Origin of the sequence: Achromobacter sp. HNDS-1 (genome assembly GCF_040084795.1) — a bacterium.
GTDB lineage: Bacteria > Pseudomonadota > Gammaproteobacteria > Burkholderiales > Burkholderiaceae_B > Achromobacter > Achromobacter ruhlandii.
The window spans coordinates 2,746,115-2,770,032 of sequence record NZ_CP157584.1 but is presented as its reverse complement, the minus strand read 5'-3'; the positions used below and the strand labels follow the sequence as shown (position 1 = coordinate 2,770,032).

23 protein-coding genes and 1 tRNA gene are annotated in these 23,918 nt (G+C 68.6%); 13 read left to right on the top strand and 11 right to left on the bottom strand.

What is annotated here, in order from left to right:
- The first annotated feature begins 2 nt into the window (after positions 1-2).
- The 3 genes from ABFG95_RS12830 (at position 3) to ABFG95_RS12820 (ending at position 3,996) form a co-directional block, all read left to right on the top strand.
- Positions 3-2,030, top strand: a complete 2,028-nt coding sequence (locus ABFG95_RS12830; RefSeq protein WP_348996047.1) for a TonB-dependent receptor — start codon at positions 3-5, stop codon at positions 2,028-2,030.
- Between the two features lie 78 nt (positions 2,031-2,108).
- The gene (gene otnI / locus ABFG95_RS12825) at positions 2,109-2,894 is read left to right on the top strand and encodes a 2-oxo-tetronate isomerase (protein WP_049076684.1); all 786 of its coding nucleotides are present in this window, start codon (positions 2,109-2,111) and stop codon (positions 2,892-2,894) included.
- A 118-nt stretch (positions 2,895-3,012) separates the two neighbouring features.
- Positions 3,013-3,996: a tripartite tricarboxylate transporter substrate binding protein gene (locus tag ABFG95_RS12820; RefSeq protein WP_049076683.1), complete on the top strand. Its 984-nt coding sequence runs from the start codon at positions 3,013-3,015 to the stop codon at positions 3,994-3,996.
- Between the two features lie 128 nt (positions 3,997-4,124).
- Here the strand turns inward: ABFG95_RS12820 and ABFG95_RS12815 are convergent, their stop codons facing one another.
- Complete coding sequence (locus ABFG95_RS12815; RefSeq protein WP_049076681.1) at positions 4,125-5,021, bottom strand: EamA family transporter; 897 nt, start codon at positions 5,019-5,021, stop codon at positions 4,125-4,127.
- Positions 5,022-5,043: 22 nt separating this feature from the next.
- Positions 5,044-5,688, bottom strand: a complete 645-nt coding sequence (locus tag ABFG95_RS12810; protein ID WP_081273596.1) for a LysE family translocator — start codon at positions 5,686-5,688, stop codon at positions 5,044-5,046.
- A 195-nt stretch (positions 5,689-5,883) separates the two neighbouring features.
- Here ABFG95_RS12810 and ABFG95_RS12805 point away from each other — a divergent pair, with 195 nt between their 5' ends.
- Together ABFG95_RS12805 and ABFG95_RS12800 are read left to right on the top strand one after the other, a co-directional pair.
- On the top strand, positions 5,884-6,360 hold the full coding sequence (locus tag ABFG95_RS12805) for an Lrp/AsnC family transcriptional regulator (RefSeq protein ID WP_063581637.1): 477 nt from the start codon (positions 5,884-5,886) through the stop codon (positions 6,358-6,360).
- A 78-nt stretch (positions 6,361-6,438) separates the two neighbouring features.
- A complete protein-coding gene (locus ABFG95_RS12800; protein ID WP_063581636.1) occupies positions 6,439-7,047 on the top strand; it encodes a LysE family transporter in 609 nt (202 codons plus the stop codon).
- A gap of 177 nt (positions 7,048-7,224) precedes the next feature.
- On the opposite strand, the gene ABFG95_RS12795 is transcribed toward ABFG95_RS12800, so the two are convergent.
- Positions 7,225-7,300: transfer RNA gene (locus ABFG95_RS12795), tRNA-Phe, on the bottom strand.
- Between the two features lie 327 nt (positions 7,301-7,627).
- Here ABFG95_RS12795 and hemA point away from each other — a divergent pair.
- The 5 genes from hemA (at position 7,628) to ABFG95_RS12770 (ending at position 11,969) form a co-directional block, all read left to right on the top strand.
- Entirely contained in the window at positions 7,628-8,902 is a 1,275-nt protein-coding gene (gene hemA, locus ABFG95_RS12790) for a glutamyl-tRNA reductase (RefSeq protein ID WP_006391699.1), read from the top strand.
- An 82-nt stretch (positions 8,903-8,984) separates the two neighbouring features.
- Entirely contained in the window at positions 8,985-10,067 is a 1,083-nt protein-coding gene (gene prfA / locus ABFG95_RS12785; protein ID WP_049076675.1) for a peptide chain release factor 1, read from the top strand.
- Between the two features lie 40 nt (positions 10,068-10,107).
- On the top strand, positions 10,108-10,935 hold the full coding sequence (gene prmC / locus ABFG95_RS12780) for a peptide chain release factor N(5)-glutamine methyltransferase (RefSeq protein ID WP_348995999.1): 828 nt from the start codon (positions 10,108-10,110) through the stop codon (positions 10,933-10,935).
- Positions 10,936-11,074: 139 nt separating this feature from the next.
- Entirely contained in the window at positions 11,075-11,401 is a 327-nt protein-coding gene (gene grxD, locus ABFG95_RS12775) for a Grx4 family monothiol glutaredoxin (RefSeq protein WP_020926055.1), read from the top strand.
- A 4-nt stretch (positions 11,402-11,405) separates the two neighbouring features.
- Positions 11,406-11,969, top strand: a complete 564-nt coding sequence (locus tag ABFG95_RS12770) for a UbiX family flavin prenyltransferase (protein WP_020926056.1) — start codon at positions 11,406-11,408, stop codon at positions 11,967-11,969.
- 105 nt (positions 11,970-12,074) lie between these two features.
- On the opposite strand, the gene ABFG95_RS12765 is transcribed toward ABFG95_RS12770, so the two are convergent.
- Positions 12,075-13,148 carry a DUF6817 domain-containing protein gene (locus ABFG95_RS12765; protein ID WP_348995998.1) on the bottom strand — a complete coding sequence of 358 codons (1,074 nt, stop codon included), beginning with the start codon at positions 13,146-13,148 and terminating at the stop codon, positions 12,075-12,077.
- A 181-nt stretch (positions 13,149-13,329) separates the two neighbouring features.
- Between ABFG95_RS12765 and ABFG95_RS12760 the strand changes: the two genes are divergently transcribed.
- Together ABFG95_RS12760 and ABFG95_RS12755 are read left to right on the top strand one after the other, a co-directional pair.
- Complete coding sequence (locus ABFG95_RS12760; RefSeq protein WP_054417899.1) at positions 13,330-14,127, top strand: MetQ/NlpA family ABC transporter substrate-binding protein; 798 nt, start codon at positions 13,330-13,332, stop codon at positions 14,125-14,127.
- Positions 14,128-14,130: 3 nt separating this feature from the next.
- Entirely contained in the window at positions 14,131-14,670 is a 540-nt protein-coding gene (locus ABFG95_RS12755; RefSeq protein WP_348995997.1) for an acireductone dioxygenase, read from the top strand.
- A 111-nt stretch (positions 14,671-14,781) separates the two neighbouring features.
- On the opposite strand, the gene ABFG95_RS12750 is transcribed toward ABFG95_RS12755, so the two are convergent.
- Genes ABFG95_RS12750 through ABFG95_RS12735 form a run of 4 tightly spaced genes read right to left on the bottom strand, consistent with a single transcriptional unit; the run spans position 14,782 to position 18,885 of the window.
- Positions 14,782-15,597 (bottom strand): SDR family NAD(P)-dependent oxidoreductase, encoded by an 816-nt coding sequence (locus ABFG95_RS12750; protein WP_348995996.1) that lies wholly within the window; start codon positions 15,595-15,597, stop codon positions 14,782-14,784.
- The gene (locus ABFG95_RS12745; RefSeq protein WP_348995995.1) at positions 15,594-16,382 is read right to left on the bottom strand and encodes a citryl-CoA lyase; all 789 of its coding nucleotides are present in this window, start codon (positions 16,380-16,382) and stop codon (positions 15,594-15,596) included. The genes ABFG95_RS12750 and ABFG95_RS12745 overlap by 4 nt, the downstream gene beginning before the upstream one ends.
- Positions 16,379-17,884 (bottom strand): AMP-binding protein, encoded by a 1,506-nt coding sequence (locus tag ABFG95_RS12740; RefSeq protein WP_348995994.1) that lies wholly within the window; start codon positions 17,882-17,884, stop codon positions 16,379-16,381. Before ABFG95_RS12740 ends, ABFG95_RS12745 begins: the two co-directional genes overlap by 4 nt.
- Before the next feature lie 11 nt (positions 17,885-17,895).
- The gene (locus ABFG95_RS12735) at positions 17,896-18,885 is read right to left on the bottom strand and encodes a tripartite tricarboxylate transporter substrate binding protein (protein WP_054417904.1); all 990 of its coding nucleotides are present in this window, start codon (positions 18,883-18,885) and stop codon (positions 17,896-17,898) included.
- Between the two features lie 102 nt (positions 18,886-18,987).
- Here ABFG95_RS12735 and ABFG95_RS12730 point away from each other — a divergent pair, with 102 nt between their 5' ends.
- On the top strand, positions 18,988-19,791 hold the full coding sequence (locus ABFG95_RS12730; RefSeq protein WP_054500475.1) for a helix-turn-helix domain-containing protein: 804 nt from the start codon (positions 18,988-18,990) through the stop codon (positions 19,789-19,791).
- A 50-nt stretch (positions 19,792-19,841) separates the two neighbouring features.
- Here the strand turns inward: ABFG95_RS12730 and ABFG95_RS12725 are convergent, their stop codons facing one another.
- The 3 genes from ABFG95_RS12725 to ABFG95_RS12715 all read right to left on the bottom strand — a co-directional run bounded on the left by ABFG95_RS12725 (position 19,842) and on the right by ABFG95_RS12715 (position 23,817).
- Positions 19,842-20,387, bottom strand: coding sequence for a DUF934 domain-containing protein (locus ABFG95_RS12725; RefSeq protein ID WP_348995993.1), 546 nt, complete (start codon positions 20,385-20,387; stop codon positions 19,842-19,844).
- Positions 20,380-22,116 (bottom strand): nitrite/sulfite reductase, encoded by a 1,737-nt coding sequence (locus ABFG95_RS12720; RefSeq protein WP_348995992.1) that lies wholly within the window; start codon positions 22,114-22,116, stop codon positions 20,380-20,382. The genes ABFG95_RS12725 and ABFG95_RS12720 overlap by 8 nt, the downstream gene beginning before the upstream one ends.
- Before the next feature lie 159 nt (positions 22,117-22,275).
- Positions 22,276-23,817, bottom strand: coding sequence for an MFS transporter (locus tag ABFG95_RS12715; protein ID WP_278991312.1), 1,542 nt, complete (start codon positions 23,815-23,817; stop codon positions 22,276-22,278).
- Positions 23,818-23,918 lie beyond the last annotated feature (101 nt).

Here is a 23,918-nt window from a genome sequence, read left to right as displayed (position 1 = left end):
TGATGCTGGCCGCGCCGGTGGCGCAGGCCGAAACCGAGGCCGATCCCTCTCGCAACCGCACACTGGCGCCGATCACGGTGTCGGCCAATCCGCTGGGCCTGGACCTGAACAGCACCATGCTGCCGGCTTCCGTGCTGGAAGGCGATGAACTGGTCGAGCGCCGCGCCGGTACGCTGGGCGAGACCCTCAAGAGCCTGCCGGGCGTGAACAGCGATACCTTTGGCGGCGGCGCCAGCCGCCCGGTGATCCGTGGCCAGACCGCGCCGCGCGTGAAGGTGCTGTCCGACGGCTCCGAGGTGAGGGACGCGTCCGGTATTTCGCCGGACCACGCGGTGACGGTGGAACCCCTGCTGGCCGAGCGCATCGAGGTGCTGCGCGGCCCGGCCACGCTGTTGTACGGCGGCGGCGCGATTGGTGGCGTGGTGAATGTGGTGGACAAGAAGGTGCCCACCGCCGTGCCGGAGAAGGGCGTGGAGATGGAAGCCGAGTTGCGTGGCGCCACCGGCACCAAGGAGCGCGCCGGCGCCGTGGGCATCACCGCCGGCGAAGGCCAGTTCGCCGTGCGGGTCGAGGGCATGAAGCGGCGCACCAGCGACTACGACGTGCCGGACTGGCCCGGCGGCAAGCTGGCCGGGTCGTATAGCGAGTCCACGCAGGGCACGGTCGGGATGTCGTGGATCACGCCGCGCGGCTACGTCGGCCTGGCTTTCACGCACCTGGAAAGCAAGTATGGCCTGCCCGGCCATAATCACGAGTACGAAGGCTGCCATCCGCACGGCACCCACCTGCATTGCGGCGGCCACGACCATGACCATGATCATGGCGACGAAGACGAGGAAGGCCACGACCATGATCACGGCCACGAACACGGCGGCGTGCCCTACGTCAAGCTGCGCAGCAACCGCCTGGACCTGCGCGCCGAATACCAGGACCCGTTCGCCGGCTTCGAGAAGATCCGCGTGCGCGGCGGCCTGACCGATTACCAGCATGAGGAAATCGAGGGCGGCCAGGTGGGCACCCGCTTCAAGAACAAGGGCTACGACCTGCGCGTGGAGCTGCAGCACAAGCCGGTGGCTGGCTGGCGCGGCGTGATCGGCCTGCAGAATGCCTACAGCGACTTCCGCGCCGATGGCGAGGAAGCCTTCCTGCCGCGCAGCCGCACCCGTTCGAACGGTTTGTTCGTGCTGGAGGAATACCAGTTGAACGACTGGCGTTTCGAAGTCGGCGCGCGCCAGGACTGGCAGCGCATCGCGCCGTCTGGCGGCGCTTCGCGCAGCAGCCTGTCGGGCACCTCGCTGTCGGCCGCGGCCATCTGGGACTTCGCGCCGCAGTATTCGGTGGCCCTGTCGCTGTCGCGCTCGCAGCGCTTGCCGACCGCCCAGGAGCTGTATGCCGATGGCGTGCACCTGGCCACCAATACCTATGAGCTGGGCAACTCGGGCCTGGGCCGCGAGACCTCGCGCAACATCGACCTGACGCTGCGCAAGCACTCGGGCGACACGACGTTCTCGGCCAGCGTGTTCCACAACAAGGTCAAGAACTACATCTACGCCAACACGCTGGACCGTTACGAGGATTTCCGCCTGATCGAATACACCCAGCGCGACGCCGAGTTCACCGGGGTGGAAGGCGAGCTGCGGCACCAGTTCACGCCGGTGTTCTCGGCGGCGGTGTTCGGCGACTACGTGCGCGGCAAGCTGACCGGCGGCGACGGCAACCTGCCGCGCATCCCGGCGGCGCGCGCCGGCCTGCGCGGCAACGTCAAGTGGCAGCAGTGGTCGGGCGGCGTCGAGTACGCCCGCGTGTTCTCGCAAAAGGACATCGCCGCGTACGAAAGCAGCACGCCGGGCTACAACCTGGTCAATGCGGTGGTGGCGTACCGCGGCCGCTACGGCGCCACGGGTTACGAGGTCTACCTGCGCGGCACCAACCTGCTGAACAAGCTGGCCTACAACCATGCCTCGTTCATCTCGTCGGTGGCGCCGCTGCCCGGACGCAGCGTGATGCTGGGGATGCGCCTGACCTACTGAGGGGAACCGGCGCGACCGGGCTTCGCGGGCGGGCGGATGTGCTAAGTTCCAGCCATGCCGCCCGCCCCGGAGTCCGCCATGCTGAAGTTCGCCGCCAACCTGTCGATGATGTACCCGGAACATGCGTTCCTGGACCGCTACGCGGCCGCCGCGGCCGATGGTTTCGCGGGCGTGGAATGCATGTTTCCCTATGAGGCGCCGGCCGCCTTCGTGCGAGAGCGCATGGATGGCGCCGGCGTGTCGCAGGTGTTGTTCAATGCGCCGCCGGGGGTGAGCGCGCGCGGCGAACGCGGGCTGGCCGCGCTGCCGGGCCGCCAGGACGAATTCCGCGCCGGTATCGAACAGGCGCTGGGTTATGCCACCGCATTGGCCTGTGCCCGGGTGCACGTGATGGCCGGCGTCGCCCCCGATGGCGTCTCGCGCGACGCCATGCTGGACTGCTACCGCGAGAATCTCGACTGGGCCGCGCGCCAGGCGCGCTCGGCCGGCGTGACCGTGCTGATCGAGCCCATCAACACGCGCGACATTCCCGGCTATTTCCTCAATCGCCAGGACCAGGCCCACGAGGTGGTGCAGGCGGTCAACGCGCCCAACCTGAAAGTGCAGATGGACCTTTACCACTGCCAGATCGTCGAGGGCGACGTCACCGCGAAACTGCGCCAGTACCTGCCCACGGGGCGGGTCGGGCACCTGCAGATCGCCGGGGTGCCGCTGCGGCAGGAGCCCGATCGCGGCGAACTGGATTACGGCTGGATCTTCTCGGTGCTGCGCGAACTGGACTACGCGGGCTGGATCGGTTGCGAATACCGTCCGGCGGCGGGCACCTCCGCCGGCCTGCGTTGGCTGGCCGCGGCCCGCGCCTGAGCGGCGGCCGGCGCTTGGCCATGAACCTTTTGCCATGATGGCGCGCATGCCGTGCTCGCCGCTGCGTGAAAATATAGTTAATATGTTAATTAAATTAAGAATTCCGGGAGACAACCGCATGTCCAGAAGAGGTTTCATCCGCTGCGCGCTGGGAACCTTGGCCGCCGCCGCATTCGCCACGAGCGCCATGCCCGCGCTGGCTGGCGAATTTCCCGATCACCCGATCCGCTGGCTGGTGCCGTTCAGCGCGGGCGGCGGCAGCGACCTGGCCACCCGCATCGTTGCCAGGCACGTCAGCCAGACGTTGGGCCAGCCGGTGGTGGTGGAGAACCGTCCGGGCGCCGCCACCATCGTCGCCGCCCAGGAAACCGCGCGCGCCGCGCCCGATGGCTACACGCTGATGACCGCCGGCATGAGCACGCTGGCGCTCAATCCGTGGCTCTACAAGCAATTGCCGTACGACCCATGGAAGGACCTGAAGCCGGTCTCGACGCTGGTGGCGCTGCCCATCGTGCTGGTGGCCTCGCCGGCTTCCGAGCTGAAGAACATGCCCGAAGTGATGGCGTACCTGTCCGACGACAAGAAGGCCAGCTACGCCTCGCTGGGCGTGGGCAGCCCGCACCATCTGGCGATGGAGTTGTTCCTGTCGATGTTCGGCGCCAAGGCCACGGCGATTCCCTACAAGGGCACGCCGCCGGCGTTGCAGGACGTGGCGGCGGGCGTGGTGCCGCTGATGATGGCCGACATGGCGGCCGCGCGGCCGTTGATCCAGGCGGGCAAGCTGCGCGCCATCGCGGTGCCGGCAAACGAGCGCTCGGAACAACTGCCCGACGTGCCCACCTTCGGCGAGGCCGGCGGCCCGCCGCTGGAAGCGACCGCCTGGCAGGGCGTCGTGGCGCCGGCGCGCACGCCCAAGGCGGTTGTCGACAAGCTCAGCGGCGCGATCCAGGCGGCGTTGAAGTCGCCCGAGGTGATCACGCAGCTCAAGCTGCAGGGCATGGAGCCGATGGGCAGCTCGTCGAACGATTTCTTCGACTACGCGCATCGCGAATACGAGAACTGGGGCGCGGTGATCCGCCAGAAGAATATCTCGGTGGATTGAGCGGCGGGCGATGGCCGCGCCGTTCGTGTGCCGTGGGCAAGGCCCCTTCGGCAGGCGCTGCCTGGCCGCCCGGGTCTTGCCGGCAGCCGTCCGCGGCGGCGCGATGAGGATGACGGCGCAGCAACCGCCTAGTTCGCCGCCGCGCGCTTTTGCCGCCGCGCGGTGGCGGCGCAGCCGGCCGAGGCGATGATGATGCCGCAGATCGCCAGCCACTGCGTGCCGGACAGGTGCTCATTCAGCACGATGACGCCGGCCAGCGCGCCCATGGCGGGCTCCATGCTCAGCAGCACGCCAAAGGTCTTCTGCGGCAGGCGTCGCAATGCCACCATCTCCAGCGAATAGGGCAGGGCGCTCGACAGGATGCCGACCGCCACCCCGGCCAGGATCAGCTTGGGATCCAGCAGCGCCATGCCGGCGTGGGCCGCGCCCACCGGCAGCGCCACCATGGTGGCCGCCAGCAGGCCCAGCGAGGTCGCCTGGCCGCCGTGCACGTTGCCAGCCATCTTGCCGAAGATGATGTACAGCGCCCAGCACACCGCCGCGCCCAGCGCATAAGCGATCCCGACGGGATCGAGGTCGTGCATCGACTGGCCGGTCGGGATCAGCAGCACCAGCCCGGCCAGCGCGCAGGCGATCCAGACGAAGTCGATGGCGCGCCGCGACAGCACCACCGCCAGGGTCAGCGGCCCGGTGAATTCGATGGCGATCGCCACGCCCAGCGGCAGGGTGCGCAGCGCCATGTAGAACAGCAGGTTCATGCAGGCCAGCGTCACGCCGTACAGCGCGATCTTGGCGGCGTTGCGCGCGGTCAGCGGGAAGCGCCATGGGCGCCAGAACGCGATGAGGATGATGGCGCCGATGACGATGCGATAGGCCGTCGTGCCTTGCGCGCCCACCTCGGGAAACAACGACTTGGCGAACGACGTGCCGACGCACAGCGAGGCCATGGCGCCGATCAGCGACAGGGTCGGCATCAGGGTGGAGGCGGAGGCATCGCGTCCGGAGGGAAGGGTGGCGGCGGTCATGGTGCTGCGTCTGCGGAAAGAATCAGGGGTTCAAGGTCAGGGCGGTGGAGTAGAGCACGTACAGGGCAAGCGCCAGCATGATCGCGCCCAGCAGTCCCTGCTGCATGCGCAGGAACCACGGGTTGCGGCCGACCCAGCCGCGGATGCGCGACGCGCCGTAGGCAAAGCAGCTGCCATACGGCAGGCTCAACGCCTTCATGGTCACGCCCAGCACCAGCATCTGGATCCACACCGGGCCGTTGTCCGGCGTGGTGAACTGCGGCAGGAAGGCGATCATGAACAGCAGCACCTTCGGGTTCAGCAGATTGGTCATGAAGCCCTGCCAGAACGCGTCGCGCGCCTCGCCGGGCCGCGCGGCCAGGGACACGTCGGCGTCGCGGGCGCAGCGCAGCATGGCCTTGATGCCCAGGTAGCCCAGGTACAGGCCGCCCGCCGCCTTGATCGCCAGGAACAGCGTCGGAAACGCCTGCAGCACCGAGGCCAGTCCCAGCACCACGGCCGGCACCTGGATGAAACCCGCCGCCACATTGCCCAGCACGCTGTGGAAGGCTGGCCGGAATCCCTGGGTCATGCCTCGCGACAGCGTCAGCGCCATGTCCGGGCCGGGAGTGAGTTTCAACGCCGCGTCGGCGGCCAGGAAGAGCAGGAAAAGCTGGAGTGACGGCATGGGAATCGGGCTGCGCCTGGTCGCGAGGGCGGCCAGAGGGTTCCCAGTGTAAGCAAGGCGGGTGATTAATTCCTGCAGCCGGCGGTGCGCAAATGAAGTTTCCCGTCGAATTTGGGGGCGGGTCGTGCGGCGCGCCCGTTTAGAATCAGCCTACAGGCCCGCACGGCCTGGACCGCCGCGGCGCCGAGACCCCCCATGGAACTAGACGATTTCGACCTTCAGATCCTGCAAAGCCTGCAGGAAGACAACCAGCGCACCAGCCAGGAGGTGGCCGAGCGCGTGAACCTGTCGCCGGTATCGTGCCTGCGGCGCATGAAGCGGCTGCGCGAGTCCGGGGCGGTGCTGGGCGATGTGTCGGTGGTGGACCCGGCGGCGGTGGGGCGCGACATCATGATGGTGGTGTTGGTGTCGCTCGAGAGCGAGCGCGCCGACAAGCTGGACACCTTCAAGCGCGCGATGCGCAACGCGCCGGAGATCATGCAGTGCCTGGCAGTCACGGGCGAAGTGGATTTCGTCGTCACCATGACCGTGCGGGACATGGCGGAGTACGACGCCTTCGCGCAGCGCCACTTCTGGGGCGACCCCAATGTGAAGCGCTTTTCGACGCTGGTGGTGATGAACCGCGTCAAGTACGGTCTGGCGGTGCCGACCACGCAGCCGGACGAGGCATAGCGGGCTCGCCGCCGATTGCGCGGCCCGCGCCGGCGGCGCTAGACTGGCCGCCTCCCTCTCTTTCCGTGTCTCACCGCCATGGCATTGCATAGCTGGCTCATCTACCTGGTTGCCGTGACCGGCCTGTCGATCACTCCCGGCCCCAACACCTTGCTGGCGCTGACCCACGGCGCGCTGCACGGGCATCGCAAGGCGCTGTGCACCATCGCTGGCGGCGCGGTCGGCTTCATTGCGCTGATCGCCTTGTCGATGCTGGGCATCAGTGCATTGCTCAAGGCCTGGGGGCCGGCGCTGACGGTGCTGAAGTGGGCCGGCGGCGCCTATCTGGTCTGGCTCGGCATCCAGCTGTGGCGCTCGCCCGGCGTGCAACTGCGTCCGGCGCCCGACATGCCGCGGCTGCGCGGCACGCGCATGTTCAGCCAGGGTTTTCTGTCGGCGATCGCCAATCCCAAGGCGCTGCTGTTCTACGGCGCGTTCCTGCCGCAATTCATCGATCCGGGGCGCAGCCTGTTGACGCAATTCGTGATCATGGCCGCGACCTTCGTGGCCATCGAGTTCGTGGTGGAGTACGTGTTGGCGCGCCTGGCGCACCGCGTGCGGCCGTGGCTGGAGCGCGCGGGGCGGCGCTTCAACAAGGTGTGCGGGGGATTGTTCGCGGCGATGGGGGCGGCGTTGCCGGGGTCTTGATCATCGTGCATTGCCGGGCGCCGGCCGGCGCTGCGCTGGCGGGCTCGCACCCACAACCCTGCGCCGCGGGCCTGCGCCACCAACCCGCGCATTACAGACCTGCGCATTACAGACCTGCATCACAAGCCGGCCCCACAATGCAAAAGCCCGACTCCAAGGAGCCGGGCTTTTTAATTCTGGTGGCCTGGGGCGGAATCGAACCACCGACACGCGGATTTTCAATCCGCTGCTCTACCAACTGAGCTACCAGGCCAACGAAGTCCGCAACTATACACAATTTTTTGGACTTGTGCCAGTCGCCTCGAAAAAAGTTTGAAGAATTTCCGGGGCGCCTTCCAACGTGGAAAGGGGCAAGGGGCGCATACTACCGCAAACGGCCATTGCATGGGGGCGATGCAAGGTCACGTGGCGGGGCGACACGGGTCGCGAGGGGTGCGACGCAGGGTCGCGGTCGGGACGCCAAATGGCGTGGGGATAACCCGCGGGAGTATAATCATGGCCGGTCCGCTGTTACATGCACGCTGCACCGCATGGGCTTTGCGGGGACCACAGCTCTAATACTTACGGCCTTGTCCTTTACATGTCGGTAGCTGTCCTAGCCTTCGGTCTGAATCACACGTCCGCGCCGGTGTCGGTTCGCGAACGCGTGTCCATGCCCGTCGATCTGGTCAAGCCGGCGCTGGAAGGCCTGCGCTCCGCGTTCGGCGGGTCGGTGCGCGAAGCCGCCATCCTGTCGACCTGCAACCGCACCGAAATCTATTGCGCTGCCGACGGCCACGTGGCCGACCAGCTGCCCGCGTGGCTGGCCGAGCACAACCGGCTGGACGCCGGCACGCTGCGCCCGCATCTGTACCGTCACCAGCAGGACGACGCCGTGCGCCACGCCTTCCGCGTGGCCAGCGGGCTCGATTCCATGGTGCTGGGCGAAACCCAGATCGTCGGCCAGATGAAGGACGCCGTGCGCGCGGCTGGCGAAGCCGGTTCGCTCGGCACGCTGCTGCACCAGATGTTCCAGCGCACCTTCTCGGTGGCCAAGGAAGTCCGCTCGCAGACCGCCATCGGCGCGCAGTCGGTGTCCATGGCCGCCGCCGCGGTGCGCCTGGCCGAACGCGTGTTCGGCAACCTGGACCAGGCCCGCACGCTGTTCATCGGCGCGGGCGAAATGATCGAGCTGTGCGCCACCCACTTCGCCGCGCAGCGTCCGCGCAGCATGGTGGTGGCCAATCGCACGGCCGAGCGCGCCGAGCTGCTGGCCAACCGTTTCTCGGCCAGCACCATGAAGCTGTCGGACCTGACCGACCGCCTGTCCGAATTCGACGTGGTCGTCTCCTGTACGGCCAGCTCCCTGCCCATCCTCGGTTTGGGGATGGTGGAACGGGCCACGCGCCTGCGCCGCCACCGCCCCATGGTGATGATCGACCTGGCCGTGCCGCGCGACATCGAACCCGAGGTCGGCCGCCTGGACGACGTCTACCTGTATTCCGTCGATGACCTGGGCCGCCTGGTCCAGACCGGCACCGACGCCCGCCGCGCCGCGGTGGTGCAGGCCGAGGCCATCATCGAAACCCGCGTCCAGGGCTTCATGCACTGGATGCAATCGCGCGAAGTGGTGCCCGTCATCCGCGACCTGCACCAGGCCGCCGAAGATGTCAGCGCCGCCGAACTCGAACGCGCCCGCCGCCTGCTGGCGCGCGGCGAATCGCCGGAAGCCGTGCTGGAGCAGCTGGCCCACGGCCTGACCCAGAAATACCTGCATGGCCCGCTGGCGGCGTTGAACCGCAGCGAAGGCGAGGACCGCAAGCAGCTGCTTGCCTGGATGCCGCGCCTGTTCCCCGGCCGCGACTCGCGCCGTTAGCGGCGCTGCCTCCGCCCCGCCTTGCGGCGGGCGCTCGTTGCGGGCGCCCGCCATTTCCGTTTTCCCTTGCTGAATTCCCATCATGAAATCTTCCATGCGCAGCCGGCTGGAGCATCTGTGTCACCGCCTGATCGAGGTGGACGCGCTGCTGGCCGAACCGGAAACCGCGGCCGACATGGACCGCTTCCGCAAGCTTTCGCGCGAGCGCGCCGAGCTGGAGCCGGTGGTCGAGGCCTTCACCGCCTTCGTGCGCGGCGAGGAAGACCTGGCGACCGCGCAGGAGATGCTGTCCGATCCCGAGCTGAAGGCGATGGCCGAGGACGAGATCAAGAGCGGCCGCGTCAAGCTCGAATCGCTGGAAGCGGCGCTGCAGTTGCTGCTGCTGCCGCGCGACCCCAATGACGGCCGCAGCGTGTTCCTGGAAATCCGCGCCGGCACCGGCGGCGATGAAAGCGCGCTGTTCTCGGGCGACCTGCTGCGCATGTACACGCGCTACGCCGAGCAGCGCGGCTGGCGCGTCGAGCTGATGTCGGAAAGCCCGTCGGAGCTGGGCGGCTACAAGGAAGTGATCGCGCGCATCGAAGGCGACGGCGCCTATGGCCGCCTGAAATTCGAATCGGGCGCGCACCGCGTGCAGCGCGTGCCGGCCACCGAGGCGCAGGGCCGCATCCACACCTCGGCCTGCACGGTGGCCATCATGGCCGAAGCCGACGAGATGTCGGAGATCGTCATCAACCCGAGCGACCTGCGCATCGACACCTTCCGCGCCAGCGGCGCGGGCGGCCAGCACATCAACAAGACCGATTCGGCCGTGCGCATCACGCACTTGCCCACCGGACTGGTGGTGGAATGCCAGGACGACCGCTCGCAGCACCGCAACAAGGACAAGGCCATGCAGGTGCTGGCCGCGCGCCTGAAGGACAAGGAAACGCGCGAGCGCCAGAGCAAGGAAGCGGCCGAGCGCAAGAGCCTGATCGGCTCCGGCGACCGTTCCGAGCGTATCCGCACCTACAACTTCCCGCAGGGCCGCGTCACCGACCATCGCATCAACCTGACGCTGTACAAGCTGCAGCAGATCATGGAAGGCGATCTGGAGGAGCTGACCGGCGCCCTGATCGCCGAGCACCAGGCCGAGCAGCTGGCGGCGCTGGGCGACGATATCTGAGCGGCTGGCGGGCCCCTTCGGCGAGCACCCTTCGACCACCATGACGACGCAGATCAAGAGCCTGTTGCTGGATACGCGCCTGCCCCGGCTCGAGGTGCGCATGCTGCTCGAGCACGTGCTGGCCAAGCCGCGCGCCTGGCTGCTGGCGCATGACACCGATCCGCTGGCGCCGGGAACGGCCGCGGCCTACGAGGCGCTGGCGCAGCGCCGCCTGGCCGGCGAGCCGATGGCCTATCTGCTGGGCCAGCGCGAGTTCATGGGGCACATGTTCCGCGTCACGCCGGACGTGCTGATCCCGCGCCCGGACACCGAGGTGCTGGTGGAAACCGCGCTGGAATGCGTGGCCGGACAGTCCGCGCCCGCCGTGCTGGACCTGGGCACGGGCAGCGGCGCCATCGCCATCTCGATCGCCCTGGCACGTCGCGATGCCCGCGTGATGGCCAGCGACGTCAGCGCCGCCGCGCTGGCCGTGGCCGCGGGCAATGCCTGGGAGCTGACGGCCTCGGTGCGCTTCGTCGAGGGCAGTTGGTACGACGCGGTGCCGGCAGGCGAGGGCTTTGACCTGATCGTGTCCAACCCGCCCTATGTCGCCAGCGACGATCCGCACCTGGGGCAGGGCGACGTGCGCTTCGAGCCGCGTGGCGCGTTGACCGACGGCGCCGATGGCCTGGAAGACCTGCGCCGCATCGTGGCCGGCGCCCATCGCCACCTGAAGGCGGGGGGCGCGCTGTGGATGGAGCACGGTTGGGACCAGGCCGAGGCCGTGCGCGGCCTGCTGGCCGCCGCGGGCTTCACGGACGTCCACAGCCGGCGCGACCTGGCCGCTATCGAGCGCATTTCCGGCGGACGCTGGCCGGGGCGCGGTTGACGCCGGGCCGGCGATTTGTAACCGGCTGCCGCGCCGCAAGCGGCCGATTCCCGGGGGCGGCCCCGGGGTATCCGGGACGAAATCCCGCCTGTACCTATAATTGGCGTATTCCGTTATGCCTCCTGTCCAAGAGACCACCATGAGCGACGTTCAAGAATTCATCCGCGAAACCGTGACCCAGCACCCCGTCGTGCTGTTCATGAAGGGCACCGCCCAATTCCCGCAATGCGGCTTTTCCGGCAAGGCCATCCAGATCCTCAAGAGCTGTGGCGTCAAGAAGCTGGTCACCGTGAATGTGCTGGAGGACGACGAAGTCCGCCAGGGCATCAAGGAATTCTCGAACTGGCCCACCATTCCGCAGCTGTACGTGGCCGGCGAATTCATCGGCGGTTCGGACATCATGAATGAGATGAACGAGTCGGGCGAGCTCAAGACCCTGCTGGAGCAATCCGGCGCCACGGCCTGATTCCATGCGGCGACTGGTCGTCGGCATCACGGGGGCCACCGGCTCCCTGTACGCGGTGCGCATGCTGCAGGCGCTGCGCGGCGTGGACGACGTCGAGACGCACTTGGTGGTGTCGGCCTCGGGCGTGCTGAACATCAAGCACGAACTCGATGTCAGCCGCCATGATGTCTACGCGCTGGCCGACCACGTGCACAGCGTGCGCGATGTGGGCGCCACGCTGGCCAGCGGCGCGTTCCAGACGGCCGGCATGGTCATCGTGCCGTGCTCGATGCGCACGCTGGCGGCCGTGGCCCATGGCCTGTCCGACAACCTCATCACGCGCGCGGCCGACGTTACGCTCAAGGAGCGTCGCCGCCTGGTGATGATGGTGCGCGAGACGCCCTTCAACCTGGCGCACCTGCGCAACATGACCGCCGTCACCGAGATGGGCGGCATCGTGTTTCCGCCGCTGCCGGCGTTCTATCACCGGCCGGCCAGCATCGAGGAGATGGTGGACCACACCGTGGCCCGGGTGCTGGAGCTGTTCGACATCCATGTGCCCGGTCCGCACTGGGAAGGCATGAAATAAGCGCCGTCGCGGCCCACGGGCCGTGAAGGTCAAACGCCCCGGAGATTCCCCGGGGCGTTTTCGTTTTTGCCTTGCGTGTGGTTGCCGTGGTTCAGCGCGCCGCGATCACGCCACCAGCCCCAGGCCGTTCAGGGCCGCCAGGTTCTCCGGCCAGCGGCGCGCGCGGGCGTTCTGCAGTTCGATGCGGGCCCAGGCCATCCAGCCGGCCCACTCGATGCGCTTGTCCCAGGCGGTGCCCCAGGCCTGCAGGGCAGCCAGGCCGGCGGCCGCGTGGCCTTCGGCAGCTTCGAAGTCGCCCGCCGTCAGCGCCAGTTGCGCCAGCAGCAGGCGCGGCTCGGCGACCCACGGGTTGTGCGCCACCGCGGCTTCCAGCATGTGGCGCGCCGTGTCCATTTCGGTCTGCGGATGCATGCGGGTGACGACCTGCCAGTACAGCGCGCTGGCGGCGGCCTCGTCGCGCGGGCTGAGGGTGGCGCGGCAATGGTCGAAGGCGGGTGGCACGGGAATGCCGGTATCGGCCGGCAGCGCTGACAGCGGCGCCAGCAGGTGCGACAGCATCGACAGGATGTTCGACGGCGGCTTCAGCGGGCCGGGCCACAGCGACGCGGCCCAATGCGATTTGAGGTCGCGGCGCTGCTGCTGCGGATAGCCGGCGAAGATCTCGTCCTGCCAGCTGTGCCACTGTTCGCCGATGTCGGCGGCCGACACCACGATGAAGGCGGCGACCTGGCGCGGCGTGAAGGTGAAGACCTGGCCGTCGGCCCCTTCCAGCGTCAGCCCCTCGGGCCCCTGGCCCTGGCCTTGCAGGATGGCCTGCACGAAGCGGGTGCGCGGCATGGCGCAGAACAGGCTGACCCATTCCTCGGCTTCGGCGCCCAGCGCCTCGCGCAGCGTGCTGCGCTCGCGCTCGCGGTCGAACAGCGTCAGGTCGACGTATTCGTTGCCATATACGCTGTGGAACAGGCCCAGCATCCGCACTTCGCGCGGCTGGTTCCACAGCGCCAGGGTGCGGTAGACGCCCAGCAGGTGGTGCTTGAAGGTGCCGGCCTTGTGCCAGTCTTCGCCGGCGCTGCGGGCAAACAGCAGGTCGAGCAGGACGGGCAGGTCGGCATCGACGGCGGCATAGTGGTCGGCCAGCAGGGCGCGCGCGTGCGGATGCAGTTCGTTGGGGGTGGACATGACAATGACGGCAAGGGGTTGGGAATCCAGCCGCTATTGTGTCGTGCGCAAGCGTGCTTGTCATGGCGCGGCACTTATATGGAAATACGCATATAAATATGAAAATTCATCGCTTCCGGTTTTGAAGGACGCTCACTAGAATCCGGGGCTTCCCTTCCCTTGTTCGATTGCCGAGATTCCCATGCGTCTACGCCACACCCTGGCCGCCCTTGCCACCCTGATCGGATTCGCCGCCGCCGCGCCGGCCATGGCGCAGGACGCCGAACTGAAAGTCGGCGTGACCGTCGGCCCGCACGCCCAGATCGGCGAAGTGGTGCAGCAGGTCGCGGCCAGGCAGGGCCTGAAGGTCAAGCTGGTCGAGTTCAGCGATTTCATCCAGCCCAACGCCGCGCTGGACGCCAAGGAATTGGACCTGAACATCTACCAGCACAAGCCCTTCCTGGAATCGCAGAACAAGGCGCGCGGCTACAAGCTGGTGCCGGTGGCCACGGCCGTGGTGCAGCAGATGGGCATCTATTCCAAGCGCGTGAAGTCGCTGGACGACCTGCAGCCGGGCGCCAAGGTGGCGATCCCCAACGACCCGACCAACGGCGCCCGCGCGCTGCTGGTGCTGCAGGCCGCCAAATTGATCAAGCTGAAGGACGGCGTGACCGTGACGGCCTCGCTGTTCGACGTGGTCGACAACCCCAAGAAGCTCAAGTTCGTCGAGATCGAGGCCGCGCAGCTGCCGCACTCGCTGGCCGACGTGGACGCCGCCGCGGTGAATTCGGCCTACGCCATCCCCGCCGGCCTGTCGCCCGCCAAGGACGCGCTGGCGCTGGAAAGCAAGGATGCGCCGTTCGCCGCCGTGGTCATCGCCGCGCGCGAGGACAACAAGAACGATCCGCGCATCGCGCGCTTCATCAAGGCCTACCAGTCCGACGAGGTGAAGGCCTTCGTGGCGCAGAAGTTCCCTGGCGCGTATTCCACCTCCTGGTAAGCGATGTCGACGCTGACGATCTATCCGCAGGACGATCCAGCCGCGGGTCGGCGGCTGGATGACGCCGGCGAGATCCGGCGCGAGCTGGCGGCCATCGGGGTGACCTTCGAGCGCTGGCAGGCACAGGCGCCGCTGACGCCCGGCGCGCCGCAGGCCGAAGTGCTGGCGGCGTATCGGCCCGAGATCGAACGGCTGGTGGCCGAGCGCGGCTATCGCAGCGTCGACGTGGTCAGCCTGGACCCGGCGCATCCCGAGCGCGAGGCCTTGCGCCGCAAGTTCCTGGCCGAGCACACGCACGCCGATGACGAGGTGCGCTTCTTCGTTGCCGGCAGCGGCCTGTTCACGCTGCATGCCGCCGGCCGCGTCTACGCGGTGCTGTGCGAGCAGGATGACCTGATCTCGGTGCCAGCCGGCTTGCCGCACTGGTTCGACATGGGCTCGGCGCCCGCGTTCACCTGTATCCGGCTATTCAATGATCCGGCGGGCTGGGTGGCGCAGTTCACGGGCGACGAGATCGCCACGCGTTTTCCGGTGCTGCCCTGACGGCGCGAGGGCGCGGCGCGCCGTGACGACGCGGCCTGATCGTGTCCTTCGCCTCAAGCGGTCCGGCTACGCGCCCGGACCGCGCCGCCGCGTTCTTCCTTGCGATTCGCTCTAAGCGTATTTGCCCGTCAGGCCCCCATCCACCAGCAGTTCCGTGCCGGTGATGTACGACGCTTCATCCGACGCCAGGAACGCCACCGCGTTCGCCACTTCCCACGGCGTGCCCATGCGGCCCATCGGCACCTGCCGGTCGCGCGCCTTGCGCGCCGCCTCCAGGTCGTCCTTGGCGAACATGCCGGCCACGTTCTTCGCGACGCGCGGCGTATCGATCAGGCCCGGAATCACCGTGTTCACGCGAATGCCGTCGGCCGCGTATTGCTGCGCCGCCATGCGGGCGAAGTGGATCACGGCGGCCTTGCTGACGCTGTAGGCCAGGTGGGGATACCCGGTGTAGCGGATGCCGGCGATCGACGATACGGTGACGATGGCGCCGCCGCCCTGCGCGCGCATCGCGGGCGCCAGCAGGCGCGTGGCGATCAGCAGGCTGGTGACGTTGACGCGCTGGATGCGATCCCAATCCGCCAGGTCGATGTCTTCCGGGCCACCGACCTTGCCGATGCCGGCGTTGGCCTGCAGCACGTCGATGCGGCCGTAGTGGCCGAGCGCCGCGTCCACGGCGGCCTGCATGGCGTCCGCGTCGGCCACGTCGGCCTGCACCGGCAGCGCCTGGCCGCCGGCGCGCTCGACTTCATGGGCCGCGTCCTCGGCCGCCGCCAGGTCGGCGTCCAGCGCGATGATGGCCGCGCCCTGGCGCGCCAGCGTCACGCAACTGGCCTTGCCGATGCTCCAGCCGGCGGCCGAGGAACCGGCGCCGGCCACCAGCGCGATCTTGCCCGCCAGCCGTGCGCCGGGCGCGGGCGGGATCACGACGGTTCTCCGTTGCGCTGGTGCGACTTGCCCTTGCCGACGTAGGGAATGGCGTGGTCGATGGTTTCCCAGATAAAGCGGCCGCTCGGGCTCTGCTGCTCCTCGGCCACGTGCGACACCAGGCCGGCGGCGCGCGAGATGACCGCAAAGCCGCGCATCAGCGCGGTGGGCACGCCGATCTCGCTGAGCAGCGCGGCGACCGCGCCAGTGGCGTTGATGGTGATGTGCTTGCCGTAGGTCTCGTCGATCGCCGCCGCCAGCAGGCGCAGCGCCTTGAGCGAATCGCCGGGCAGGTCCGGCTCGGCCTCGGCCAGCGCCAGCAGCTTGATCGAACGCGGGTCGTCGGGCTTGTGTAGGTGATGGCCGAAGCCCGGCAGCGCCTGGCGGCTGTCGCGGAATTCCCGCGCGATCGCCAGCGCCTCGGCGCGGCCGTCGGCGGCCTGGCGGATGCGGTCCAGCAGGCGCGAGCAGTTCTCCATGGTGCCGACGAACTGGCTGCCGACCGCCATCAGGCCGGACGCCACCGCGCCCTGCAGGTTTTCGGGCGCGCTCATGTAGATCAGGCGGGTGGCGATGGCGCTGGGCGTGAGGCCATGCTCCATCAGGGTCACCAGCACCGCGTCGACGATGCGCATGTCCACCGGACGCGCCTCGCGGCCCAGGATCTGCATGATCATGACTTCGGTGAAGGTCTTCTTGCCGATCAGGTCTTCCACCAGGTCGACGTCGCGGTACGACATGCCGGTGAGGTGATGGGCGCAGAGGCGGGTTTCGGGCGTGGTCATGGGGATTCCTTGAGGGCCGCGTCGCGCACGGCGTTCTTGAGCACCTTGCCGACGGGCGAGCGCGGCAGGCTGGCGTGGAGGTGGATCTGCTTGGGCGTGGCGACCGGGCCGAGCAGGGCGCGCACGTGGGCCTTGAGCGCATCGGCGTCGGCCGCGACGCCGGGATGCAGTTGCACCGCGGCGTGCACGGCCTCGCCCCATTTGTCGTCGGGCAGGCCGAACACCGAGCATTCGTAGACGGCCGGATGCGACGACAGCGCGTTCTCGACATCCACGGGATACACATTGAAGCCGCCGGTGATGATGACGTCGCGCAGGCGGTCCTTCAGGAACAGGTAGCCGCGTTCATCGATCAGGCCGGTGTCGCCCGTGTGCAGCCAGCCGTCGACGACGGTCTCGGCGGTCTTCTCGGGCAGGCGCCAGTAGCCCGACATCACCAGGTCGCCGCGCACCACCACTTCGCCGATGGCGCCGCGCGGCAGCAGCGCGCCGGCCGGGTCCATGATGGCGACGTCCGACAGCCAGGTGACGCGGCCGACCGAGGCCCGGTTGTCGGGCGATTCCAGGTCGGCGGGGCGCAGCACCGTGACGATCTGCGGCGCCTCGGTCTGGCCGTAGGTGGTGCCCAGCACCGGGCCGAAGAAGGCGCGGGCGCGTTCGATTTTTTCGGGCGGCATGGGCGCGCCGCCATAGATCAGGTTGCGCAGCGTGGGGAAATCGGCGCGCGACACGCCCGGCTGCGCCATGATCATGTAGATCAGCGTCGGCGGCATGAAGCTGAGGGTGCCGCCGCGTTCGCGGAAGGCGGCGGTGATCGAGGCCGGCGTGGCGCTGTCGAGCAGCACGTGCGCGCCGCCGCGCGCCAGCACGGGCAGCAGGTAGGTGCCCGTGCCGTGCGTCACCGGCGCGGCGACCACGTAGCGGTCCTCGTGCGTCAGGCCCCAGCTGTGGATCTGGTTGATGATGGCGGCGTTCCAGGCGTGATAGGGCTGCATCACGCCCTTGGGCAGGCCGGTGGTGCCGCCGGTGAACTTGATTGCCTGGGTGGCCTCGCGCGGCAGCGCGTGGCGCAGCGGCTCGCGACCGGCGCCGCGTTGCAGCAGGGTCTCGAAGGCCAGGCCGGCGATGTCCGGCGCCAGGCTGACGCGATGCGGCGCGCCCGCCGCCACCAGCGCGTCGCCGGCGTCGTCCACCATGACGATGGACGGCTCGGTGGCGTCCAGGATGCGCCCGATCTCGCGCGCCGTGCTGCGGGTATTCAACGGCACCCAGATCTTGCCGCTGGCCAGCACCGCCAGCAGCGCCAGGATATGACGGCTGGTGTTGCCCGCGCACAGGGCGACGCGGGTCTGTGGCGCCGGGTCCAGGTCCTGCAACGCGGCGGCCAGCGCGCGCACGTCCGTGGCCAGCCGCGCATACGTCACCTGGCCCTCGGGCGCGTCTAGCGCCACGCGGTCCGGATACTGCTCGGCGGCGCGAAAAAAGAAATCTATCGGGTACACCCTGGTGCTCCTCAGTTGGCTTTGATGTCGGCGCGCTTGACCACTTCGCCCCATTTGTCGATTTCGCTGGCGATCTTCTTGCCGAAGGTCTGCGGCGTGTTGGGCGATTGCGGCGCGTAGAAGCCCGATTGCTGGAACGAGGCCAGCAGTGCGGGGTTGGCCAGGGCCTTGTTCATGGCCTGGTTCAGGCGCGCGATGATGGGTTGCGGCGTGCCGGCCGGCGCCATCAGGCCGAACCAGGATTCGACGTCGAAGCCGGGCAGGCCGGACTCGGCCAGCGTCGGCACGTCGGGCACGGCCGGAAGCCGCTGCGGCGAGGTGACGCCGATGGCGCGCAGCTTGCCGGCCTGCACGTGCGGCAATGACGAAGGCAGGTTGTCGAACATGGAATCGACCTGGCCGCCCAGCAGGTCGGCCACCGCCGGACCACTGCCGCGATAGGGCACGTGCAGGATGTCGGTGCCGGTCTGCATCTTGAACAGTTCGCAGGACAGGTGGATGGACGAGCCGCTGCCCGACGAGGCGCAGGTCAACTTGCCGGGGTGGGCCTTGGCGTAGGCCAGGTATTCCGGCACCGTCTTGACCGGCAGCTTGGGGTTGACCACCAGGATGTTGGGGATGGTCGCCAGCAGGCCGATCGGCTCGAAGTCCTTGACGAAGTCGTAGTTGAGCTTGCTGTACAGCGTGCGGTTGATGGTGTTGGCGATCGAGCCGACGTAGAGCGTATAGCCGTCGGGCGCGGCGCGCGCGACGATTTCGGCGCCGATGTTGCTGTTGGCGCCGGTCTTGTTCTCCACCACGATGGTCTGGCCGAGTTCCTCGTTCAGGGCCTTGGCGACCAGGCGCGCCACGATGTCGGTGGCGCCGCCCGCGGCGTAACCGACCACCAGGGTCACCGGGCGTTCGGGATAGGGTTTGGCAGCCTGGCTCGGCGCGCTGAATGCAATGGCGCCCGCCAGGGCCGCGACGCTGGCGGCCAGCCGCCTGCTGAATGTCTGCATGGTTGTCTCCGTCCTGTTTGTCTAATATCTGGACAGATCTTTGCCTGCCCGACTTCATATTGGGCTTTGATAGGCGCCTCATCAACGCAAGGTGTCCAGAAAATGAACAAACCGGAAAGCGACGACGGCGGGCCGCGGGTGTTGCGGCGCGGGCTGCGGGTGCTGGGCGTGCTGCGCCAGGCGGGCGCGGCCGGCATGCACGTGACCGACATCGCGCGCGCCGCCGGCATGCAGCGCTCCACCGTCTACCGGTACCTGGATGTGCTGGCGCAGGAGGGCTACGCGCTGCGCGAGCCGGACGCGCCGCACTGGCGCATGGCGGAGCTGGGCGTGATGATGGCCGGCGATCCGCACGCCGAAGCGGTGCGCGGCCTGCGGCCGGTGCTGCGGCAGATCAGCGACGTCAGCGGCGATTCGGCATTCCTGATCTGCCGCGCCGGCGGCGATTCGCTATGCCTGCATCGCGAGGTCGGCAACTACCCGGTGCAGGTGCTGGCGGTGACCATCGGCCATCGCCAGCCGCTGGGCGTGGGCGCGGCCGGCCTGGCGCTGCTGGGCGCCTTGCCGCCGGCCGAGGCCGACGAGGTGATCGCACAGAACGAGCAGGCCTTGCGCGCCTATGGCGGCATGACGGTGGCGCAGATGCGGCGGTTGGCCGAGAACACGCGCGACCGGGGTTGGGCGGTGGTGGGCAATGCGGCGGTGCCGGGCGTGCTGGGCGTCGGGGTGGCGTTGTGCGACGCGGGCGGCTATCCGCGGCTGGCGGTCAGCGTTTCGAGCCTGATAGACCGCATGCAGGCGCCGCGCCAGCGCGCCATTGCCGAGTTGATCCGCACGCAGTTGGGGCAGGACGAGGTCAGGCGCCAGCGCTGGAGCTTGCCCGGCTTGGTCGACGAGGCGGATTGAACGATAAGGGTTCGGTCCGGCCTCGATGGCATCGAGGCCGGCTGCGCGCGTCAGGCCTGCGCCGGCGCGGGCGCGCGGTAGGTCTTCTGGTAGTGCACCGTGAAGGTCTTGAACGCTTCCAGCGCCTTGTGCGGGTCGTGGCCCGGCTTGACCAGGAAGCTGTCGAAGCCGACGCGCGCCTGGTAGTGGATGGTGTCGATCATCACGTCGCCGACCGCGCGCAGCTCGCCCGTCCAGTGATAGCGGGTGCGCAGCAGTTGCGCCAGCGAATAGCCGCGACCGTCGGTGTAGACGGGGAAGTCCACCGCGATGAAGGCGATGCCCGCCGGATCGAGCGTGCCATCGGCTTCCAGCAGGTCGCGCAGGTCGGCGTCCGGTTGCAGCAGGACCGCGACCGGATGGCGATGGCGCCGCAGCGTGGCGTGCGAGGCCTTCCAGGTGGCCAGCGGCACGATCCAGCCGGGCTCGTCGGTCGGCACCTGGCCGTCGGCCGCGACCTCGGGGTCGGGCACGAAGGGGCGGGCGCTGTCGGCTTCCAGCCGGCCGTTGCGGATCAGGTGCGGGCCGGGCGCGTCGTGGGCGTAGGGCTCAGACATGGGCGGCCTCCTGGGCGGGCTTGGCAAAGGCGGGGTCGGAATACACGTCTTGCTTGAAGGGATCGATGCCGACGCGGTCCACCACGTCGATGAAGCGTTCTTCCTCGCTGTCGCGCAAGCCCAGGTAGGTGCGGATCAGGCGGTCGACCACGCCCGGCACCTGGTCGCGGGCGAACGAGGGGCCGATGATGCGGCCGATGGCGGCGCCGCCGCCCTTTGTGGATTCGATGTCGGGCAGGGGCTTGGCGGCGCCGTTCTGGCGGCCGCCGATGGTGACCTGGTACCACTCTTCGCCGGCCTTATCGACCCCCAGGATGCCGATGTGGCCGACGTGGTGGTGGCCGCAGGAGTTGATGCAGCCGGAGATGTTCAGGTCCAGCTCGCCGATCTCGAACAGGTAGTCGAGGTTGTCGAACTGGCGCTGGATGGCCTCGGCCACGGGGATCGACACGGCATTGGCGAGCGCGCAGAAATCCCCGCCCGGACAGGCGATGATGTTGGTCAGCAGGCCGACGTTGGGCGTGGCCAGGTTGAGCGCTTCGAGCTTGCCCCACAGCTCGTGCAGGCGCGCGCGGCGCACGTCGGCCAGGATCAGGTTCTGCTCGTGCGACACGCGCAGTTCGCCGAAGCCGTATTCATCGGCCAGCGCGGCCACCGCGTCCATCTGGTCCGCGGTGATGTCGCCCGGCGGCACGCCGGTGGCCTTGAGCGAGACGGTGACGGCGGCGTAGCCCGGCGTCTTGTGCGCATGCACGTTGGTGCGGAGCCAGCGGGCGAAGCGCTTGTCGGCGGCGGCCAGCGCCGCCGTGTTGTCGGTATCTTGGGCCGCGGCTGGATCGTATTGCGGCCAGATGAAGCGCGCGGCGATGGTGTCGACGAATTCCTGCGTGATGGTGTCGGGGCCGCCCTTGATCAGCTGCCACTGTTCGTCCACCTGCTGCGCGTAGACTTCCGGCGTCAGGTCCTTCACCAGGATCTTGATGCGCGCCTTGTACTTGTTGTCGCGGCGGCCATGCAGGTTGTAGACCCGCAGCGCGGCCTGCAGATAGGTCAGCAGGTCCTGCCATTCGACGAAGGGGTTGATCAGCTTGCCGACGATGGGCGTGCGGCCCATGCCGCCGCCGACCCAGACGCGGAAACCCAGCTTGCCGTCGCGCTCGACCGCCTGCAGGCCGATGTCGTGCACGCCGACCGCCGCGCGGTCCTGCACCGCGCCGCTGACCGCGATCTTGAACTTGCGCGGCAGGAACGCGAATTCGGGGTGCAGCGTGGACCACTGGCGGATGATCTCGCACCACACCAGCGGGTCGATCAGCTCGTCCGGCGCGACGCCCGCGAAGTGGTCGGTGGTGGTGTTGCGGATACAGTTGCCGCTGGTCTGGATGGCATGCATCTGCACCGTGGCCAGTTCGGCCAGGATGTCCGGCACGTCCTCCAGCTTGGGCCAGTTGAACTGGATGTTCTGGCGCGTGCTGAAGTGGCCGTAGCCGCGGTCCCACTTGCGCGCGATGTGCGCCAAGGTGCGCAGCTGGCGCGAGGCCAGGATGCCATAGGGAATGGCCACCCGCAGCATCGGCGCGTGGCGCTGGATATACAGGCCGTTCTGCAGGCGCAGGACGCGGAATTCATCTTCGGTGAGCTGGCCATCGAGGAAGCGGCGCGTCTGGTCGGCGAACTGCGCCACGCGCTGCTCGACGAGCTGCTGGTCGACGGGGTCATACACGTACATGTCTACTGCCCTTGAAGTCTTCTCGGTCTGGTCCCCGCAAGCGTGGCCCGCCGTGGGCGGGGACTGGGGGATTCATAACCGTAACAGGCAGCTGGTTCGAGCGTCTAAGTCATTCTGGTAATAAGCGTATGCCTGCGGCGTACGCCTGCGTGGCGGCGTTCAGCCGCCGGACCCGGCGACGGCCCGGGGACGCGGCCGGGGACGCGGCCGGGCGCCCCGGAAGACGGCCAGGCTGGCCAGCGCCAGCAGTCCGACGGCCGCCGCGCCGTACAGCATGACATCGCCAAACCCGTGCGTCAGCGCGATCCGGGCCACGTCCGCCGGGATGGCGGGCGCGGCGCCATCGCCCAGGTTGCCCGCCGACAGGGCCTCGGCCATGGCGCGCAGCGTGGCATCGGCGGGCGCCTGGGGCCAATGGCGGCGCAGCGACGCCAGGACGCTTTCGACTAGCAGCAATCCCATCAGCGCGATATTGATGGACAGGCTGATCATGCGCACGCTGATGTCGATGCCCGAGGCCATGCCGGCGCGGTCGCCGGGCACCGCGCCCGTGGTGGTGTTGGTCACGGGCGTGTTGATCAGGCCCAGGCCGGCGCCGGCCAGCAGGCAGCCAGGCAGCATCGTCAGCCAACTGGCCTGCGCGACGCCGCTGCCCCATTTCATCAGCGCGAAGCCCAGGCAGATGGCGAACAGGCCGGCGGGGATCACCGTATCGGGGCGGTAGCGCAGCGCCAGTTTCTCGCCCAGCGGCGGCGCCACCAGCGTCGGCAGGGTGTAGGCCAGCAGCGCCAGGCCGGTGCCCAGGCCGCCATAGCCCAGGCCGTTCTGGAAATACAGCGGCAGGTAGATCATGAAGGGCCAGAAGCTGAAGTTCATCGCGGCTGACGCCAGCAGCGCGCCCGAGAAGCGGCGAATGCGGAAGACCGCGAAGTCGAACATCGGGTCGGCGCAGCGGCGTTCGGCGATCACGAAGATGATCAGCGCCGCGATGGCCGCGCCCAGGCTGCCGAGGGTTGCCGCGCTGGCAAAGCCCGCCGAAGGCCCCTGGGTGATGAGCCAGGCCAGTCCGAACACCGCCACTGACAGCGAGACGATGCCGGCCACGTCCAGCTTGCGCTGGCGCGGATCGCGCGATTCGTCCACGCCCTTCCACGCCAGGCCCAGCGCGATCAACGCCAGCGGGCCGTGCGCCAGGAACACCCATTGCCAGCTCGCTACCGCCACGATGGCCGAGCCGATGACGGGGCCGAATCCCAGGCCGACGCCGAAGGCGATGCCCCAGGCGCCAAAGGCCCGGCCGCGCGCGGCGCCGTCCTGGAAGCGGTGCGACAGCACCGCCACCTGGCAGATCAGCATGGCGCCGCCGGACAGGCCTTGCAGGGCGCGGCCGGCGATCAGCACGCCGGTGTCCTGCGCCCAGCCGCAGACCAGGGAGGTCAGGCCGAACACCGCCAGGCTGGCCAGCAGCAGGCGCTTGCGGCCGTAGCGGTCGGCCAGCGTGCCCGCGGCCATCAGCACCGTGGTGCAGGCGATGGTGTAGGCGTTCATGATCCATTGCAGTTCCTGGAAGCCGCTGTGCAGCGCCTGTTCCAGCGTGGGCAGGATCACCGGCACGCTGGAGATCTCCAGGCCGAACATCAGGGCGGCCAGGCAGACGGCGGCCAGCGTAAAGCTGTTTTTCTGCGCTATCGAAAGCGGCATCGGGGTTCTCACGAGAGGTCGGCGGCGGGAATCCGCCGCGGGACCTCATTCTGGGAGCCTGTTAAAAATGATGGAAATGATTTAATTTCGTCGAATTAATT